The 16,408-nt window shown below is 50.9% G+C and carries 18 protein-coding genes and 1 pseudogene; 9 read left to right on the forward strand and 10 right to left on the reverse strand.

What is annotated here, in order from left to right:
• Window positions 1–374 precede the first annotated feature (374 nt).
• On the forward strand, window positions 375–560 hold the full coding sequence (locus LKK83_RS25270; RefSeq protein ID WP_324634211.1) for a hypothetical protein: 186 nt from the start codon (window positions 375–377) through the stop codon (window positions 558–560).
• Between the two features lie 91 nt (window positions 561–651).
• Here the strand turns inward: LKK83_RS25270 and thyD are convergent, their stop codons facing one another.
• The 4 genes from thyD to LKK83_RS25290 all read right to left on the reverse strand — a co-directional run bounded on the left by thyD (window position 652) and on the right by LKK83_RS25290 (window position 3,771).
• The gene (thyD, locus tag LKK83_RS25275) at window positions 652–1,581 is read right to left on the reverse strand and encodes a thylakoid membrane protein ThyD (protein ID WP_324634212.1); all 930 of its coding nucleotides are present in this window, start codon (window positions 1,579–1,581) and stop codon (window positions 652–654) included.
• Window positions 1,582–1,866: 285 nt separating this feature from the next.
• Window positions 1,867–2,439 carry an SH3 domain-containing protein gene (locus tag LKK83_RS25280; protein ID WP_324634213.1) on the reverse strand — a complete coding sequence of 191 codons (573 nt, stop codon included), beginning with the start codon at window positions 2,437–2,439 and terminating at the stop codon, window positions 1,867–1,869.
• A 226-nt stretch (window positions 2,440–2,665) separates the two neighbouring features.
• Window positions 2,666–3,217 carry a hypothetical protein gene (locus LKK83_RS25285; protein ID WP_324634214.1) on the reverse strand — a complete coding sequence of 184 codons (552 nt, stop codon included), beginning with the start codon at window positions 3,215–3,217 and terminating at the stop codon, window positions 2,666–2,668.
• Between the two features lie 53 nt (window positions 3,218–3,270).
• Window positions 3,271–3,771, reverse strand: a complete 501-nt coding sequence (locus tag LKK83_RS25290; protein WP_324634215.1) for a hypothetical protein — start codon at window positions 3,769–3,771, stop codon at window positions 3,271–3,273.
• Between the two features lie 37 nt (window positions 3,772–3,808).
• Here LKK83_RS25290 and LKK83_RS25295 point away from each other — a divergent pair, with 37 nt between their 5' ends.
• Window positions 3,809–4,081 (forward strand): hypothetical protein, encoded by a 273-nt coding sequence (locus tag LKK83_RS25295; RefSeq protein WP_324634216.1) that lies wholly within the window; start codon window positions 3,809–3,811, stop codon window positions 4,079–4,081.
• Window positions 4,082–4,145: 64 nt separating this feature from the next.
• On the opposite strand, the gene LKK83_RS25300 is transcribed toward LKK83_RS25295, so the two are convergent.
• From LKK83_RS25300 to LKK83_RS25310, 3 genes and pseudogenes are all read right to left on the reverse strand, one after another.
• Entirely contained in the window at window positions 4,146–5,183 is a 1,038-nt protein-coding gene (locus LKK83_RS25300) for a rhodanese-like domain-containing protein (protein WP_324634217.1), read from the reverse strand.
• A 74-nt stretch (window positions 5,184–5,257) separates the two neighbouring features.
• A pseudogene (locus LKK83_RS32060) lies at window positions 5,258–5,539 on the reverse strand (MBL fold metallo-hydrolase); the annotation flags it as partial.
• Between the two features lie 277 nt (window positions 5,540–5,816).
• Window positions 5,817–6,434: an HPF/RaiA family ribosome-associated protein gene (locus tag LKK83_RS25310; RefSeq protein ID WP_324634219.1), complete on the reverse strand. Its 618-nt coding sequence runs from the start codon at window positions 6,432–6,434 to the stop codon at window positions 5,817–5,819.
• A gap of 110 nt (window positions 6,435–6,544) precedes the next feature.
• Here LKK83_RS25310 and LKK83_RS25315 point away from each other — a divergent pair, with 110 nt between their 5' ends.
• Window positions 6,545–6,739 carry a hypothetical protein gene (locus LKK83_RS25315; protein ID WP_324634220.1) on the forward strand — a complete coding sequence of 65 codons (195 nt, stop codon included), beginning with the start codon at window positions 6,545–6,547 and terminating at the stop codon, window positions 6,737–6,739.
• A 61-nt stretch (window positions 6,740–6,800) separates the two neighbouring features.
• On the opposite strand, the gene LKK83_RS25320 is transcribed toward LKK83_RS25315, so the two are convergent.
• Entirely contained in the window at window positions 6,801–7,253 is a 453-nt protein-coding gene (locus tag LKK83_RS25320) for a beta-lactamase hydrolase domain-containing protein (protein ID WP_324634221.1), read from the reverse strand.
• Between the two features lie 496 nt (window positions 7,254–7,749).
• On the opposite strand from LKK83_RS25320, the gene LKK83_RS25325 reads away from it, so the two are divergent.
• From LKK83_RS25325 to LKK83_RS25335, 3 genes are all read left to right on the forward strand, one after another.
• Entirely contained in the window at window positions 7,750–8,832 is a 1,083-nt protein-coding gene (locus LKK83_RS25325; RefSeq protein ID WP_324634222.1) for a class I fructose-bisphosphate aldolase, read from the forward strand.
• A 79-nt stretch (window positions 8,833–8,911) separates the two neighbouring features.
• Window positions 8,912–10,087 (forward strand): pyridoxal phosphate-dependent aminotransferase, encoded by a 1,176-nt coding sequence (locus LKK83_RS25330; RefSeq protein ID WP_324634223.1) that lies wholly within the window; start codon window positions 8,912–8,914, stop codon window positions 10,085–10,087.
• A 191-nt stretch (window positions 10,088–10,278) separates the two neighbouring features.
• Entirely contained in the window at window positions 10,279–11,745 is a 1,467-nt protein-coding gene (locus tag LKK83_RS25335; RefSeq protein ID WP_324634224.1) for a class I SAM-dependent methyltransferase, read from the forward strand.
• 108 nt (window positions 11,746–11,853) lie between these two features.
• Here the strand turns inward: LKK83_RS25335 and LKK83_RS25340 are convergent, their stop codons facing one another.
• Window positions 11,854–12,288, reverse strand: coding sequence for a type II toxin-antitoxin system VapC family toxin (locus LKK83_RS25340; protein ID WP_324634225.1), 435 nt, complete (start codon window positions 12,286–12,288; stop codon window positions 11,854–11,856).
• 2 nt (window positions 12,289–12,290) lie between these two features.
• Window positions 12,291–12,668 (reverse strand): type II toxin-antitoxin system HicB family antitoxin, encoded by a 378-nt coding sequence (locus LKK83_RS25345; RefSeq protein ID WP_324634226.1) that lies wholly within the window; start codon window positions 12,666–12,668, stop codon window positions 12,291–12,293.
• Window positions 12,669–13,065: 397 nt separating this feature from the next.
• Here LKK83_RS25345 and argF point away from each other — a divergent pair, with 397 nt between their 5' ends.
• The 3 genes from argF to LKK83_RS25360 all read left to right on the forward strand — a co-directional run bounded on the left by argF (window position 13,066) and on the right by LKK83_RS25360 (window position 16,380).
• The gene (argF, locus tag LKK83_RS25350) at window positions 13,066–13,986 is read left to right on the forward strand and encodes an ornithine carbamoyltransferase (protein ID WP_324634227.1); all 921 of its coding nucleotides are present in this window, start codon (window positions 13,066–13,068) and stop codon (window positions 13,984–13,986) included.
• Window positions 13,987–14,075: 89 nt separating this feature from the next.
• A complete protein-coding gene (locus LKK83_RS25355) occupies window positions 14,076–15,893 on the forward strand; it encodes a sodium:solute symporter family protein (RefSeq protein WP_324634229.1) in 1,818 nt (605 codons plus the stop codon).
• 238 nt (window positions 15,894–16,131) lie between these two features.
• Window positions 16,132–16,380 carry a hypothetical protein gene (locus LKK83_RS25360; protein ID WP_324634230.1) on the forward strand — a complete coding sequence of 83 codons (249 nt, stop codon included), beginning with the start codon at window positions 16,132–16,134 and terminating at the stop codon, window positions 16,378–16,380.
• Window positions 16,381–16,408: the final 28 nt, after the last annotated feature.

The following is a 16,408-nucleotide window of genomic DNA, read 5'->3' on the forward strand; positions in this document are numbered from 1 at the left end:
CTGGTCTTCTGGTCAGGTGAGCTTGGGAAAATAAAGTCTTACCAAGCCCCTCCCTTTAGGGATGGGGTTCCTGACGGATGCCCTTTCCTTGTCCACCACAGGATATCCCTACAGGTGTAGCACAAATTTTCTGCCGCTGAGGGGTCTTTCCCCTACTGTGCCCCTATACCACATCGGCTTTATTTTGTCAATACTTTTTTGAGAGAAAGACAAGAAATGTTCCAACCGTTTACATTTCGTTAGATTTCTTTAACTAAGTTCATTTAATTTTCGGAAAAACAGTGATAAGATTTTATGAACACAGCAATAAGCGACTCGGATACGCTTGTTGTTCTAGAACTCTTTTAAATCAACCACTGGAGGACAAAGCTATTATGGATAACGTTACTGTCAAACCCGAAACCCGCAATCACAAAGGATTCTTCGTTCAGGAAGCTTCTTATAAGCTGATGGGCATCGATCGCTCCGGCTGGGCGTTGATTTGCGTGGAAAATTCCTGCCAATATGTAGATCCGGACAATCTAGAATCGGCTCCCGATGTGGAAGACGCCCTAGATTAATTTAAAGTTAACACAACTTAACATTCAACCAGCAAAAATTTAGCTTGGGCGGCTGTCCTGACTTCAGGTACAGCCACATTTTTTTTCTACCCTAACCTTGGGCATTTACCACTTGTTCTAGGGCGGGTTTAATCGTGGGATATTGATAGTCAAAGCCGAACTCTTGGGTGCGCTTCGGCAACACTTGCTGCCCTTCTAGCACCAGCTTTGCCGCATCTCCCAACAACATTTGCAGGGCAAAATCGGGCACCGGCAACCAGGAGGGACGGTGCATCACCTGGGCGAGGGTGTCGCACAGTTGGTTCATGCGAACCGGATTCGGGGCGGTACCGTTTATCGTGCCTTCGATCGCCGGATTTTGCAAGGCAAAGAGCATCAGATCGGTTAAATCCTCCCGGTGAATCCAAGAAAACCACTGTTTGCCATTGCCCAACGGTCCGCCGGCAAACAAGCGAAACGGGGTGAGCATTTTGGCGATCGCCCCCCCATTCCCGATAACGATTCCCGTGCGAACGATCGTCAATCGCGTACCGGTTTGCGTCACCTGTTGCGCTTGCGCTTCCCATTCCCGACACACTTGTGCCAGAAAATCATCCCCCGGCGGCGCGGTTTCGTCAAAAGTTGCCGTTTCGCTAGTGCCGTAATATCCAATCGCCGAAGAATTCACCAATACCGACGGTTTCGGATTGGCAGCCGCGATCGCTTCGACAATTTTGCGCGTCCCGATTTTGCGACTGTCGATGATTTCGCGCTTGCGTTCCTCACTCCAGCGTTCGTCCGCGAGGGGGGCACCGGCTAAATTCACCACCCCATCACAACCGCTAATCGCATTTTGCCACTCCCCCGATTCCTTGGGCGTATAGGCGACAATTTCTACCGTTGGGAAAGCAGAATCGGGAAAAACTCGCCGCGCTTTCGTTGCGTTGCGCGTCAGTACCAGCACCTGATGACCCTCTTGATGGGCTTTTTCCACCAAGCGAGTGCCCACAAATCCCGTAGCACCCGTAATCGCAATTTTCATCTTCGACTTTCCCCTGCAGGTTGACTCATTCTGCCCTATTTTATCCCCATTTTCCACCAGAATCATAGAAATAAACCGCAGTCCCACGGCATTGCCGTGGGATCGCAGGAGACAGATGCGGTGGAATTAAGAATTTATCGGGGACAATTGAGAACGTGGTTCATTTCTAAGCAGTCATGCAAAATAAATTGCACATCCATTTTTGAGGTTGTAAGCTGGGCTAACAGCCGATTGGCTTCTAGATAAATCTCTAGCGGTGGGGAGCAATGCCCACCCTACGCTACTTTAATAAGTCTCGCAATAGTTCAGATATTCTCCAGCGACATAACCATCCACAGGCGCGTCAACTTCCACCCAACCGTCGCTTCCGCGACCTTCAATTTCCACTTGTTGGCTATTGGATAATGTGGTTACTACATCACTTCCAACTGAGGGACGTTGGCGAACGTTTAAACCGCCATAGGCATCAACTTCGCGACAGCCTCCACTGGCGATCGGGCCGGGTTCGGGAGCCGATGCGCTACAGTAACTCAGAAACTTCGCCGCTACATAACCGTTCATGGGAGAATCAATTTGCACCCAGTCTCCACTCGCAGTGGTGGGATTGGCCAGGGAAACGGTTTCGTTCTCTTCTAAACCGCCAATGACACGACCCCAGGGACGAGCGCGGACATTCAAACCTGAATTTGAATCCACTTCTCGACAACTGGTGGCTTGTGCGACTTGAAATTCTCCTCTATTGGAAGAAACCCTATCAGTTGGGTTAGCTATAGAAGCAGGAGCGATCGCGGTGGCGGCTAAAGAGAAAGCCGCAGTCAATCCTAAAGTTTTTTTCAAGTTATTAATAAAGGTTTTCATAAGGGAAACCTCCCTTTCTGACTTCTAATCTCATATTTGCAGATATTATGCAAACTGCCATCCATCGATAGTGATAAACCTTAATATATTCTTTAGATTACTATTTTCTCAAAGAATTTTACCTCGGCAAAAACTGCCAGTCTGGGAGGGAGTGAGGTGGGAAGTTACCCACCTCTGTTGCGCCTTGCACGGCTTGTTCCGGGAACAGTGCGCCATCAATCCAGGGTTAAGAATTTTCCGTAGCGGGGTAAACTCTCCACTCTTGAATGCCGCGATCGCGCAAAATCGATTCCGCGCGAGCGATTTGCTCGTCAGTGCCATCAATTCGCACAATCGATTGCCCTTGGGAAACCCGAGCATTGTACGCTTTCGTATCCTTTTGCGTCAGTTGGTCTCCCGCCACAGTGCCGATAATCATACCGCCGAGAGTGCCGTAAAAACTTCCCGCACCGGTCATTCCCAGCACCGTCATCAGGGGACTGGTGACGGAAATGGCATCTAATCCGGTTAAAATTAACATCGTCATCCCGGTGAGCAAGCCGGCAAAACCGCCCAAACCGGCACCCATCAGCGCGCCTTTGCCCAAACTTTCTACCGTGCGATGCTCGAGAAACTCGCTACTCGGGCTAAACATTTCCGTATCGGAAAGGTTATCTTTTGTGGCAACAACCACCCGATCCATTGGAAAGCCGGAATTTTTCAGCGCTTCGATCGCCGCTTCTCGTCTTTCGGGATTTTCAAATGCTCCCATTGCCCGTTTGTGTAGTTCTAAAGCCATGATTTTATTCTCCTAAATTATTACGATTTGCGCGACAAAAAGCAGGTTTTTCTTCATCCACTCAGCCCGATCGCCCGTAAAATTTCATTAGCGCGGGTACTGGCAAGTCCCTCAGTTCGTTCGGGAATTTCATCAAAATCGCCGCGCAACGCTTTTAAGGCAAAAATTTCGCAATCGATTTCATCGCGAGTCCGAACTCCGAGACGGCGAATTACGAACAGGGGCGGACACCATCCCTGCACCGCATGTTGAAACAAAAAGGGCAGGACAATTGCTGGCAGCCACAGCCAATTTTGATTCACAAAAGCGCCGAGAAGCACGCCAGTGAAGGCGAGCACTGAGGCGTTTGCTTCCAGCACTCGTTCCGTATCCCATTCTCGCTCTAACTCGGCAATGCGATCGCCGATAGTGGAGTTTGAGTTTTCCGCATACTGGCGCACTCTGTCCGCCATTTCGCGGTCGATTTTGGCATTCACTTCTTCCGCCGTATTCTGCCGAACTCGACTGGCATTATCTACAGGGTTCGTTGTGGTGTTTAGGGTTTCAGTATCCATCAGTTCATTCCTCTTTCAGTCAACGTTAAATTAGCTGTTGAAAAATCTTGCAAATCGAGATATAATATCGGCAGGTTTACCCACTGCTGCCACGGCGAACCTTTCCGGTTGCTCTGGAGTTGGATTTGCAGGTTTTACCCCATCGTCCAGGGTGAGTGGAGACCGGGTAGATGGGCGATCGCGCCTATGGGTAATCGTCGGGAGTTGTCAAACCGCAGCAAAAATTGCGGCAGATGGAACCTGCCAGAAAATTATTTGGGTTTGCCGTTTAATTGTAGACCATTTTGTGTTAAAATATACTCTACCTTGAGGGGGAAATAAAATAGGATGGGCATGGCCCACCCTACCCCTAGGTCTATCCGGTAAAATTGAGCCTAATTGGCCGATCGCTGCACGGGGAGATTCGCCGCTTGCCATGCTTTCCAGGAACCGGGGATATTAATGACGCGCTCGAAGCCATGTTTTTGCAGGAGACTGGCGGCAATTGAAGCGCGATAGCCACTCCCGCAATAGGTTGCGATCGCCTGATTTTTATCCAACTCATCCAGATGTTCTTCCAAGTGCGGGGTGAAAATATGTTTCGCCCCTGGAACTGCTCCGCTTTCGTATTCTCCATCGCTTCGCACGTCCAGTACCGTGAGATGGGCATCTTCCTTATGGGCATCCAGGTCGCGCACGGTCCATTCATCCAAGTGAGCCAAGGGCAAACCAGCATTTTGCCAGCTTTGCATTCCCTCGTGCAGATACCCCACCAGATTGTCGTAACCCAAGCGGAACAACTGTGCCGTGACCAGGGGTAAATCCCGCTCGCTGTCTACCACCAGCACAATGCGTTTTTCCGGGTCTACCATCCAACCCACCCAGTTGGGAAATGCCGGACGCAGGGCAATATTCACCGCACCGGGAATATGTCCGCCGCCGAAAGCGAGAATCGATCGCGTATCGATGAGGATGGTATTTTCATCGGGCATCATCCCCCGAACTTCTTCCGGGGAGAGGGGTTGCACCGTGGGCAAGCATCCTTTCACCGGCGCGCCTTTTGCGTTGACTTTTTTCAGGCGGAAGTAATGGGTGGGGGCTTCCGGCATATCCGCAAGCAGCCATTGGATAAACTCTGCTTCGCTGCGCTCTTGCAGCGCCTCGTTAAACAGACGTTCGTTACCGATCGTACTGTGGCGGCGATCGCCAATCGACTTGCCACAAGAGGAACCCGCACCGTGACAGGGATACAGTTCCACGCGATCGCCCAAGGGCACCAGTTTCTCGAATAACGAGCGATACAAGGCACCGGCTTGCTCTTGTTCCGTCCCCGTCCCCGACAGATCCGGTCGCCCCACATCCAAATTAAACAAAGTATCTCCGGTGAAGACGGCAAACGGTTCTTTGCCTTGTTTGGAATCGTAAAGCAGCAAACTGATATGTTCCGGACTGTGGGTGTATGTATCGCTTTCAGGGTCACGCTGCCGAGTTGCAATTCATCTCCCTCGCGCAATTGCTCTAAATCAAACTGATAATCCTCGCTTTTCCCGCCGTAAATCTTTGCCCCGGTGCGCGCTTGCAGTTCGTGGGAACCGGACACGAAATCGGCATGAATGTGGCTCTCGATGATGTGAGTAATTCGCACCTGACGCGATCGCGCCATTTGCAAATAAATATCCACATCCCGACGCGGATCGATAACCGCTACCGCACCGGCTTTGTCATCTCCCACCATGTAAGATAAGTGAGCTAATCCTTCAACGTTGATTTGCTCTAAGACTAAAGCCATTTGAATTCCTCCTGGAAAAATTTAGTAACCACATACAATCCCCCCTAGCTATAGTAAGATGAGCAAATATTTGCCCACCCTACCAGTGCGGGCATGATATTACATTGGGTGAGTGGCTTTTTAACCATGTCTCCTCGCCCGCCGATCTGTGTGGCATCAGAACCGCCCTCCCCGGGAAAAAGCGCTTAAAATGGTGCGCGATCGGGGAAAGGGCGATAATTTCCCCTATCCTTTCTTCTTACCCCTTCAAAGCAAGGAATTGACGGGTAAGATGTTTCTACCAACCCGCAGGGGTTTCGATGTCAGATTTTTGCTCTTTTGGCACTGCAGCACCGGGTTTGTTGACCAGATGTACCTTTGTTGCTTGCGGGCCGCTCATGCCTTCTTCTTCCGTAAATTGTACCCCCGCGCCTTCTTTCAGTTCGTCGAATTTGTCATTGAGGACGCTATTGCGGTGGAAGTAGATTTCGCGACCCGTTTGACTGCTGCGGATAAACCCGTATCCCGCTTCGGGGAAGAGTTGAGTGACGATCGCGATATTTTCCTGTTCTGGATGATACTTCACCTCATTGCGTTGTCGTTCGTTGAGTTCGATGAGTTGCTTGCGTGCTGCTTCAAATGCACTGCGAATCACCGTGCTTAAGTCATCATATTGATTGCCCTCCCCGGGATTGCGAACCACCGCCAATTCGTGATTGGGCGGTACCCTAATATCGAAGCGGACCCGATAGGGAGAACCGCTGTTGGGGTGTTCGTGTGCCTTTTCGATAGCAACTCGGCAACTACTAATGTGGTCGCAGAATTTTTCCAGTTTGGCAATCTTTTCGTGAATTAAGTTATCTATAGCCTCTGTTTTATCTACGTTGCGATAGGTAATTTCTGCTGGTACTTTCATACTCGCTCCCGTCTTTCAATCGACTTCTATTAAGTTGCTAACCTCTCGGTAAATCAGAGGTTATCATAGGTTTATGGTAGCGAGGCGATCGCCCTTTTGCGTTCTATCGAATGACAGAACTTCGGAACGGGATCGACTTGAGGAGCGCGAGACAGAAGTTTACCGCATCCCTGCTGAAGCTGCAATCTATGGGAAACATGCAGCGATCGCTTGCCCAGGGCACTACGGAAACATCGGCAACGAGTTTGAGGCTCGGGTCAGGTCAAACTCCCGGAATTGGCGTCAACTTTAGGGCGCGTTCTTGAGGCTTTAGAGTGGGCAATCGGCGTGTAACATTTTCCTACTTTAACCTCATAGAAGCCTAAATTAACTGGTTTTTGCATGAGTAGAAACGTAGGTTTTGAAAAACTCTTTCATTTGCGGTTTACCCTCGCAATCCAATCCCATTTCTTTGCCTTTTTGCATGGCATCTTCTGGGGACATGCCTTCATGGATAGCCACATTCATCAGGGCCATCATGCCCGATCGCAGACCGCTTTTGCAGTGGATTAAAGTAGGTTTGGGCAAAGCATCAATTTGCTGCATGACGCGATCGGCCAGTTCTTCATTCAGTTGGTCTGGTTTCACGGGAAGATTCACATATTCCAGTCCCCGGATATCTGCCTGAGACCCTTCATAGCGGATAAAGCCTTGTTCTCCTGGATCGCGCAGGTTCATTACCGACTTATATCCCGACTGCGCCGCTTCCTGCAAGTCTTCTGGGGTTAAGGGTGTCATCGCAATGGCGATTTTGTCGTTAATTTTTTTTACGTTTTGCATGGGATTCTCCTGGGGTAAATTGTCGAGTTTGCCAAACCAGAGATAGAGCGCAAAACTTAGCGCCAAATATGGCAGGCTTGGGTTATAGAAATTGAGGGAACCGATGCGGGAGGTTTTCCTGTGGTTCTGGTCAGTTTTGGCCATTAAACTGAAGCCAAGTTATCCGGATTGGGACAGAACTGGCTAGAGGAAGCCAAGTCAGAGGCAACGCTTAAGCTTGTCTGGTTATTAATATAATTCAAGAGAGGCAGAGTCTCAATCCTCCTAAAGATAGATTGATGAGGACTTGCCATCTGGAGCCAGGGAGAAATTTTAACAAAAACTTAACCCGAGGGAGCGATCGCGCCTGGATGGGGGCGCAGAGAAGATGTCCACCGAGGAAACGGCGACGCGGGAGACGAGAAATCTATCTTTCGACGGTGGGAGGGGAAACACTGGTTCGATATGCTACTAAACAAGCGCGAAGCTGATGAAAACATTGTGAGGCTAGCTACTTATGACTGCAACCGTATCTGCCCCGAACAACATCGAATCATATTTAGGGAACGAAGCGGAAGATCTGCTCACCTATAAAGCCAAAGTGCCCAAAGAGAGACTGCACCTGCCCGGATCCGACTTAGTAGAGCGGATTTGGGCGCACAGCGATCGCTCCCCCCAAGTGTTGCGATCGCTGCAGCAACTCTATAGCCACGGGAGACTCGCCAACAGCGGGTATCTGTCCATCTTGCCCGTAGACCAAGGCATCGAACACTCCGCCGGTGCATCCTTTGCCCCCAACCCCCTGTACTTCGATCCCGAAAACATTATTAAACTCGCCATTGCCGGCGAGTGCAACGCCGTAGCCACCACTTTAGGCGTCCTCGGCAGCATTTCGCGCAAATACGCCTACAAAATCCCCTTCATCGTCAAACTCAACCATAACGAACTGCTCAGCGTTCCCAACAGCTACGACCAAATCATGTTCGGGCAAGTCGAGCAAGGGTGGAACCTCGGCGCAGTAGCCGTTGGCGCAACCATTTACTTCGGCTCTTCCGAGTCCCCCCGCCAAATTCAAGAAGTCAGCCAAGCCTTTGCCCGCGCCCACGAATTGGGCATGGCCACCATTCTCTGGTGCTACCTTCGCAATAGCGCCTTCAAGCAAGACAAAGATTATCACGTCGCCGCCGACTTAACCGGCCAAGCCAATCACCTCGGCGTTACCCTAGAAGCGGATATCATCAAGCAAAAACTGCCCGAATGCAACAAAGGCTATGGTGCGGTTTCCGACGCCCTGGGCAAAAAATACGGACGCACCCACGATTTGGTTTATAGCGAATTAACCTCCGAACACCCCATCGACCTAACCCGCTATCAAGTGCTTAACTGCTACGCCGGGCGCGCCGGATTGATTAACTCCGGGGGTAGTTCTGGCAAAAACGACTTTGCCGAAGCCGTGCGGACCGCCGTAATTAACAAACGCGCCGGGGGAACCGGATTGATTTCCGGTCGCAAGACCTTCCAACGGCCCTTTGAAGAAGGGGTCAAGCTCTTTCATACCATCCAGGACGTTTACTTATCCCCCGATGTCACCATCGCTTGACAAAAAATCTTGTGTTGCGACGCCCTAGTAGGATAATTTCGATCTGAAACATATCCGTAGTTTGGGCGAGGCAGGACGCATGAAGCTGGCAGCACGAATCGGGCAGGTAACACCCTCTTTGACCTTGGCAATTTCCGCCAAAGCCAAAGCGATGAAAGCCGACGGCGTAGATGTTTGTAGTTTTAGTGCGGGAGAACCGGATTTCGACACTCCCGCCCACATTAAAGACGCGGCGCAAAAAGCACTAGAAGCCGGGAAGACGAAATACGGACCGGCGGCGGGAGAGCCAAAATTGCGCGCTAGCATCGCCAATAAACTGAAAGCCGACAACGGGCTAGACTGCGCGCCGGAAAATATTATCGTCACCAACGGGGGGAAGCATTCCCTTTTCAATCTGATGGTGGCTTTGCTCGACCCGGGGGATGAAGTCATCATCCCCGCCCCCTACTGGGTCAGCTATCCGGAAATGGTCAAGCTAGCCGGTGCGGTGCCGGTCATCGTCTCCACCACGATGGAAAACGGTTATAAAATCACCCCGGAACAGCTCAAGGGCGCTTGTACGACAAAAACCAAGCTGTTCGTGCTTAATTCTCCCTCGAATCCCACCGGGATGGTTTATACCCCGGAGGAGATTCGCGCCCTGGCGCAGGTGGTGGTGGAAAAAGACATTTATGTGGTGTCGGACGAAATTTATGAAAAAATTCTTTACGATGGGGCGCAGCATTTGAGTATCGGTGCGGTTTCACCGGAAGCGTTTCAACGCACTATCGTTAGCAATGGGTTTGCTAAGGCGTATTCGATGACGGGGTGGCGAATCGGCTATTTGGCTGCAGACGCTCAATTGATTAAGGCAACTACCACGATTCAAAGTCACAGTACGTCGAATGTCTGTACGTTTGCTCAGTATGGGGCGATCGCCGCGTTGGCATCTTCCCAAGCTTGCGTGGAAGAAATGCGCCAAGCGTTTGCCATGCGTCGCAAATACATCCTAGACCGTCTCCAGGCAATGCCGGGACTCACTTGCCCGCAACCGCAAGGTGCGTTTTACGTGTTTCCCAATATCAGCCAGACGGGGATGAAATCGATGGAGTTGTGCAATCTGTTGCTAGAATCGTACAAAGTGGCGGCGATTCCCGGCGTGGCGTTCGGCGATGATGAGTGCATTCGCTTGTCTTATGCCACGGATCTGCCGACGATTGAGAAGGGAATGGATCGATTGGAGCAGTTTTTGCGCGATCGCCTCTCTGGAAGTTGACGCGATCGGCGAACCCTCACCCAATCCCCCCCGGGGCGTATCGCCCGCGCCCCTCGCCTTTGTCACTCACCCGGTTGACTCGGGAAATTGCCCCGGGGGTTCAAAACCTCCAGAGAGAAAAACCGGGTTTGAGCGACAAAGGTGGGGTTTTGTAGTGGAGAAACTCACAATAGGGGGAGAAAGTCGCGCAAATGGTTTTTATTCCGGAACAAGCAAGAAGAGAGTCTGATATTCTGGCACAGCAGGGCAATGCGGAGGCGATCGCCCGCTATGAGGACAAGATTAAAGCCAACCCCACCGAACCAACGAATTATTGGCATCTGGGATGGGCACTGCTGTGTCAGGGAGAAAAATTGCAGGCGACAAAATGCTGGGAAACGGCGATCGCCCTCACCCATCCCGCCGCAGGCCCTCTCCACAGCCCTGACGCGATCGCTGCCCTGGAAACTGAAGCCTTGCGCTGGGAAAACCTGCCCGATTATCCCACGGCTTTTATCATCCGTCAAGCCCTCCGAGAACTCGCACCGCAGAATTTGAACAATCTGCTGGGGTTGGTTTCCTTGTCCCTGGAACTCGACCCCCACTCCCTACAGCTCAAGCGAGATTTGCTCCACCTGTGCCAACTTCTAAGCGGCGAAAACCGCAACCCGGACCTGGATATCCATCGCCTCGCCCATGTTCTCGAAAAATTATTTTTCGTTCATCCATTACAGGAGTTTATCGACATCTGCATAGAACGGGAACTCCTGCAAAACCACCCCCAAGAAGCCTGGTTTAAAAGTACCCTGGGAACGTACTACAATAATTTGGGCGCGCAGCTTTATCAACAAAAAGCATTCGAGGCGGCGGTCAGTTATTTTAAAAAATCCCAACACCTGAAATCGGGAATCGTCGAGTCTCTCGAACTGGCCAAATACAGTTATAACATCGGTAGAGCTTTGATGGGGCAAAGAAAATTTGAGGAAGCGTTACCCTATTTGGAGGAATCTCACAACCTCAATCCTAACTTAGACCCCCAGGGCTATCAGCTTTTTAAGGCTCGCTATGAAATCAAAAACATCCAAAAAGGATATGAATTTACCACCGATTGGTTTAGCGTTAACATCGGCTTTTTAACGAAATGCTTGAGTCATTTAGTGGGCGCGCCGCACATTCAAGGCTTAGAAATTGGAAGCTGGGAAGGGCGTTCTACTTGTTGGTTTTTAGAACGAATTCTCACTCACGAAACGGCGAGAATTACCTGTATCGATACCTTTCAAGGAAGCGTGGAACATCAGGGGTGGTATGAAACGACGTTTCTCGATCGCGTAGAGGAACGCTTCGACAAAAATATTGCCGTGACGGGGACCGCACAGAAGGTGAAAAAATGCGTCGGGTCTTCCCAGGAGGTGTTGCGATCGCTTCCCCCGAACTGTTACGATTTTCTTTATATCGATGGCTCTCATCTTGCCTGTGACGTACTCGCCGACGCTATTCTCGGCTGGGGGCTACTCAAAATCGGGGGAATCCTGATTTTTGATGATTATGATTTTACCTTCACCAACCGCCCTAACGACGCCACCAAAATCGGCATTGATGGGTTTCTCGCATCTTATCACCACAAGTACAAAATGATTTACAAGGAAAATCGTGTTGTGGTACAAAAAATTGCGTCCTAAACTTCAGGTTTTTTTCGTTTTGGCTTGCAATTTGTTGTTGGATTATCTTGTACCGACCGATCGCCCACCCGCCCTGTATAACTCCTAACCCCCCGATCGCTTTTTCTTCTATGGCGCGATCGTCCAGTCTTCGAACCTCAGATCCGGCACTCGTTCGAAGTCTCGGCGATTGCGCGTGACCAAAATCCCATGATTGGCGATCGCGATCGCGGCAATTTTTAAATCTTGCCTGCCAATCCGGATTTTTTGACCCACCCATTCCGCGTACCTTGTGGCAGCTTCCTCGTCAAAATCCAGCACCTCGATGCTGTTAAAATACTCCACTCCCTGTCGCAATCCTTTGTACGCCCAAATCAGGCGATCGGATTGCTTGGATTGGGAAGAATTCGAGATTGCCTTTAGCCATCCCCGCATTTGTTCTTCTACCGTAACAATTGTTACAGCAATTTCCTCTGGATTGACTTGACTCACCCGTTGCGTCACCATCGGATGGCGACGTTGAAAAAGCGAGACACAATCCGTATCCAGTACCCACAGAGTCACCCTTACACTTCCTCCATCTGTAGGTTCTCAAATTCTTCTTCCATTTCCGCATCGATTTCGTTGCGGTAAGCGGCAATTTCTTCTAGCACTTCATCAAAGAGTGGATTATCCGCGTACATGCCTGCAAACTTCATCCAAGGATGTTCCCCGTTGGCCGGCATAATTTCTAACGAGTACATCTCGCTGTTATCCAGGCGATCGCGAATTTCCCCCTGCAACCGTTCCAAAGCTTCTTCTTTCGTTGACCCAGAAGCATGACAATCGGCCCACTCTAAAATCCTTGCCGTAAATTCCCCTTCAGTAACCGATTTAATTGCCACCGTTAATTGAATTGGCGTGGGATTATTTTCCGATAAATCTCGTACTTTTATATGCATCATTCTCTCCAATTATTCTTTTTTGTTACCCCAGTGTCATACTCAGTCATTTGAGGTATAGTTTCCCGCACTGCGACTATTCATCTCTCAATTGTAGCGTTTTTTCGACGTTTTTCAAGCCAGACTTGCGAGGGGGAAAAATTGCACTGGAGGGGCAGCAAGTATTGTCAATCTGTGATGTAGGAATTAACAACAGTGGAGGAATGGCAGCGGTGGGCGATCGCCCCTCACGGTGGTTCCCTTGTCAGAGATTTTCCACAGGACGCATCGCCAACAGAAATCCCACAGACGGAATCTGGTAGTGTTTTAGCACAGGCTATGTGGCGGATTTTCCTGGGGTGCAAGTGCCTCAGAGAACTGCCAAACGAGAAAATCCCAATTATTGGAGAAACTCAGGAGTATGGAGGCATTAAAAGGACGAGATTTCCTAAGCGTTACCGATGTAAGCGTCGAGGAACTGCATGGGTTACTGGACTTAGCGGCACAGATGAAAGCCGGCAAAGCGAAGCCTCGGCGAGAAAAAGTGCTCGGGTTGCTATTTTATAAAGCATCCACCCGCACCCGGGTCAGTTTTTCCGTGGCGATGTACCAACTCGGGGGGCAAGTCATCGACCTGAACCCAAACGTCACCCAAGTCAGTCGCGGCGAACCCTTACCGGATACGGCGAGGGTATTAGACCGATATTTAGATGTGCTCGCGGTACGAACCTTTGCCCAAGAGGACTTGCAAAGCTTTGGCGATTATGCCGATATTCCGGTCATCAATGCGTTAAGCGATCGCTTCCATCCCTGCCAAGCCTTAGCCGACTTACTCACGGTTCGCGAATGCTTCGGCACCTTTAACGACATCACCCTGACCTATCTTGGCGATGGCAACAACGTCGCCCACTCCCTGCTACTCGGCTGCGCGATGGTGGGAATGAATATTCGCGTGGCGACCCCAAAACAGTTTGAACCCGCCGCCGATATTGTGGAACAAGCCAATAAAATCGCTGCCGGAAAAAGCGAAGTCCGCCTCACCGACGACCCGATTGCTGCCGTGAAAGGGTCCGATGTCCTCTATACCGATGTTTGGGCGAGTATGGGACAAGAAGAACAAGCCCGAACCCGGATTCCGTTATTTCAGCCCTACCAAGTGAATGAAGATTTGTTAAGCTATGCGGACAGCAACGCCATCGTTTTGCACTGCTTACCAGCACATCGCGGGGAAGAAATTAGCGATGGGGCGATCGAAGGGCATCAATCCCGCGTATGGGATCAAGCAGAAAACCGGATGCACGCCCAAAAAGCCTTATTAGCCAGCGTACTTGGGGCTGATTGAGATTTTCCCCCACCCCAGATCCGGTATTCGCGTAGCCGTTCTCCAGACGGCTACGTTTTCACCTTGGCGATTATTTTTTCACAACTCAAATGCAACTAATTGACTGGTTGATTGTTTTGCTTTACCTCGTAGCCACCATGTGCTTGGGGTTATATCTGTCGCGAAAAGGGTCAAAAAGTTTGGCCGACTTTTTCGTATCCGGGCGATCGCTGCCCTGGTGGTTAGCCGGTACCAGCATGGCAGCCACCACCTTCTCCATCGATACCCCGCTTTACATCACCGGGGTGGTGGGCAACCGAGGAATTGCCGGCAACTGGGAATGGTGGATATTCGGCATCTCCCACTTAATTATGGTCTACATTTTCGCCCGCATGTGGCGACGTTCGGAAGTCATTACCGATGCTCAACTCACCGAATTGCGCTACGGCGGAAACATGGCAGCCATCCTGCGCGGCATCAAAGCCTTTATCTTTGCCGTTCCCATGAACTGCATCGCGATCGGCTATGCCATGCTGGCAATGGTCAAAGTGGTAGAAGCCCTGGGAATTTGGCAGAGTTTCGGCATCGAAGCCACTGACAATACCCTCAAACTCCTCAGCGTAATAGGCGTCAGTATTTTCGTCTTGATTTATGCCGGGTTAGCCGGTTTGTGGGGAGTCGTCGCCACGGATTTCTTTCAATTTTTCCTCGCCTTATTTGGCGCGATCGTGGTGGCATTCTTTGCCATTAATAGCGTCGGCGGCATTCACGAACTGGTCGCCCAAGTCCCCCAAGCGACCGACAAAGATATGCTCTCCTTGTTGCCCCTCACCGTAGGCGGCGAAAACGGGTTAATTACCTTCAGCAAAACCGCCGGCATTACCGCCAGTACCTTTTTTGCCTATGTGGCGATTCAGTGGTGGTCCTGGCGACGCAGCGACGGCGGCGGCGAATTCGTGCAGCGCTTTGCTGCCGCTAAAAACGAAACGGAAGCGGAAAAAGCGGCATGGTTGTTCAATATCATGCACTATGTGGTTCGCACCTGGCCCTGGATCCTGGTTGCCTTGGCCGCACTGGTCCTTTATCCCAATTTAGAAGACCGGGAATTTGGCTATCCGAAACTGATGCTCGACTTCTTGCCCCCCGCATTGTTAGGGGTGGTTGTCGCTTCTCTGGTGGCGGCATTTATGAGTACCGTCTCTACTTCGATTAACTGGGGTGCCTCTTTCGTCACCAATGACCTCTACCTGCGCTTTGTCAAACCCAATGCCAGTCAACCGGAATTGGTGGCGATCGGGCGTCTCTCTTCGGTCATCCTCACCGCCTTGGGTGCCGCTGCTGCCTTTTATGCCCAAGATGTGGCCACCGTCTTTCGTCTGGTGATTGCCATTGGCACCGGTTCGGGCTTGATTTTGATGCTGCGCTGGTTTTGGTGGCGCATCAACGCCGCCGCCGAATTGACTGCTATTATCGGCAGTTTTGTGGTCGGTACCAGTACCAGTCTGATTCCTGCCTTTAAAATTGAAGATTTTGGCTTGCGCTTGATGGCAATTACCGCCACCGTTACCCTGCTGTGGGTGGGAGTGCTGTTCGCCACGGAACCGGAATCCCAAGAAACCCTGGAAGGATTCTATCGCCACGTGCGTCCCGGGGGACCGGGTTGGGCCTATCAACGGGCAGTGACGGGTTTGCCCCCGGCGCAAGATTTGGCGAAAGATTTGCAACGAGTGCTGGCGGCAATTTTCCTGCTGTTTGGCGCATTGTTGGCTACGGGGGGCTTTTTGTTGCTGCAGCAGCGTCTCGCCTGGATCTCCCTGATTGTGGCGGTTATTGGCGGCATGTGGCTGCGGAGGCTCAATAAGTCTCGCGCTTTACCGATGCCCCGCCCGGGATTGGATGATGAGGACTATTCGCATTTTAAGATGTAGGGCCGAGTCGATCGCTTTTTTCTCCAGGGACGCAGCAAATGCTGTGTCCCTACTGGGGGATTCCGATGTAGAATAATTTAATACTCTTGACAGTGCTTGAGGTTTGGTTCGTCGGGGTGAACCACTACCTGAATCGGCGATCGCACGTAATTCTAGGTTACAATCAAACCTCACCCCTATTTTCCATTTTGACCGCACTCGGGAAGCAGGTTTCGCAGTCTCGCCATTCTGAAAAACTATGACTCTGTTTCGTCAGTACATTGCTCCGTTTTTGATTGTTTTAGTGTTTTTGGTGGCACTGCTGGCAGTCAGCGCTCGCATTTTCTTGCCCTCGGATATGATGGCACCAGCGCCTATCTCTGAACCGGTATTGCCTCAAGACGAACAAGCTGCAGTCCCCACACCAGATACGGTGGCGGATCTGCCTCCGTCTTTGTCTGCTTTAGCTTCTCGGCGGGAAGCCCCGCGCTCTACCCGTGCTTGGTGAGCGTCGGGATGAGAGCCAGGGGAAATGG

Source organism: Phormidium sp. CCY1219, from assembly GCF_035615515.1.
Classification (GTDB): Bacteria; Cyanobacteriota; Cyanobacteriia; order Cyanobacteriales; family Laspinemataceae; genus CCY1219.

Excerpts from the sequence above, each read along its gene's own strand:
- LKK83_RS25345 (WP_324634226.1), bottom strand. The coding sequence starts at position 12,668 with ATGATGCATATAAAAGTACGAGATTTATCGGAAAATAATCCCACGCCA.
- LKK83_RS25325 (WP_324634222.1), top strand. The coding sequence starts at position 7,750 with ATGACTGCAACCGTATCTGCCCCGAACAACATCGAATCATATTTAGGG.
- LKK83_RS25285 (WP_324634214.1), bottom strand. The coding sequence starts at position 3,217 with ATGGCTTTAGAACTACACAAACGGGCAATGGGAGCATTTGAAAATCCC.
- LKK83_RS25355 (WP_324634229.1), top strand. The coding sequence starts at position 14,076 with ATGCAACTAATTGACTGGTTGATTGTTTTGCTTTACCTCGTAGCCACC.
- thyD (WP_324634212.1), bottom strand. The coding sequence starts at position 1,581 with ATGAAAATTGCGATTACGGGTGCTACGGGATTTGTGGGCACTCGCTTG.
- LKK83_RS25360 (WP_324634230.1), top strand. The coding sequence starts at position 16,132 with ATGACTCTGTTTCGTCAGTACATTGCTCCGTTTTTGATTGTTTTAGTG.
- LKK83_RS25315 (WP_324634220.1), top strand. The coding sequence starts at position 6,545 with ATGACAGAACTTCGGAACGGGATCGACTTGAGGAGCGCGAGACAGAAG.
- LKK83_RS25310 (WP_324634219.1), bottom strand. The coding sequence starts at position 6,434 with ATGAAAGTACCAGCAGAAATTACCTATCGCAACGTAGATAAAACAGAG.
- LKK83_RS25280 (WP_324634213.1), bottom strand. The coding sequence starts at position 2,439 with ATGAAAACCTTTATTAATAACTTGAAAAAAACTTTAGGATTGACTGCG.
- LKK83_RS25270 (WP_324634211.1), top strand. The coding sequence starts at position 375 with ATGGATAACGTTACTGTCAAACCCGAAACCCGCAATCACAAAGGATTC.
- LKK83_RS25335 (WP_324634224.1), top strand. The coding sequence starts at position 10,279 with ATGGTTTTTATTCCGGAACAAGCAAGAAGAGAGTCTGATATTCTGGCA.
- LKK83_RS25290 (WP_324634215.1), bottom strand. The coding sequence starts at position 3,771 with ATGGATACTGAAACCCTAAACACCACAACGAACCCTGTAGATAATGCC.
- LKK83_RS25330 (WP_324634223.1), top strand. The coding sequence starts at position 8,912 with ATGAAGCTGGCAGCACGAATCGGGCAGGTAACACCCTCTTTGACCTTG.
- argF (WP_324634227.1), top strand. The coding sequence starts at position 13,066 with ATGGAGGCATTAAAAGGACGAGATTTCCTAAGCGTTACCGATGTAAGC.
- LKK83_RS25320 (WP_324634221.1), bottom strand. The coding sequence starts at position 7,253 with ATGCAAAACGTAAAAAAAATTAACGACAAAATCGCCATTGCGATGACA.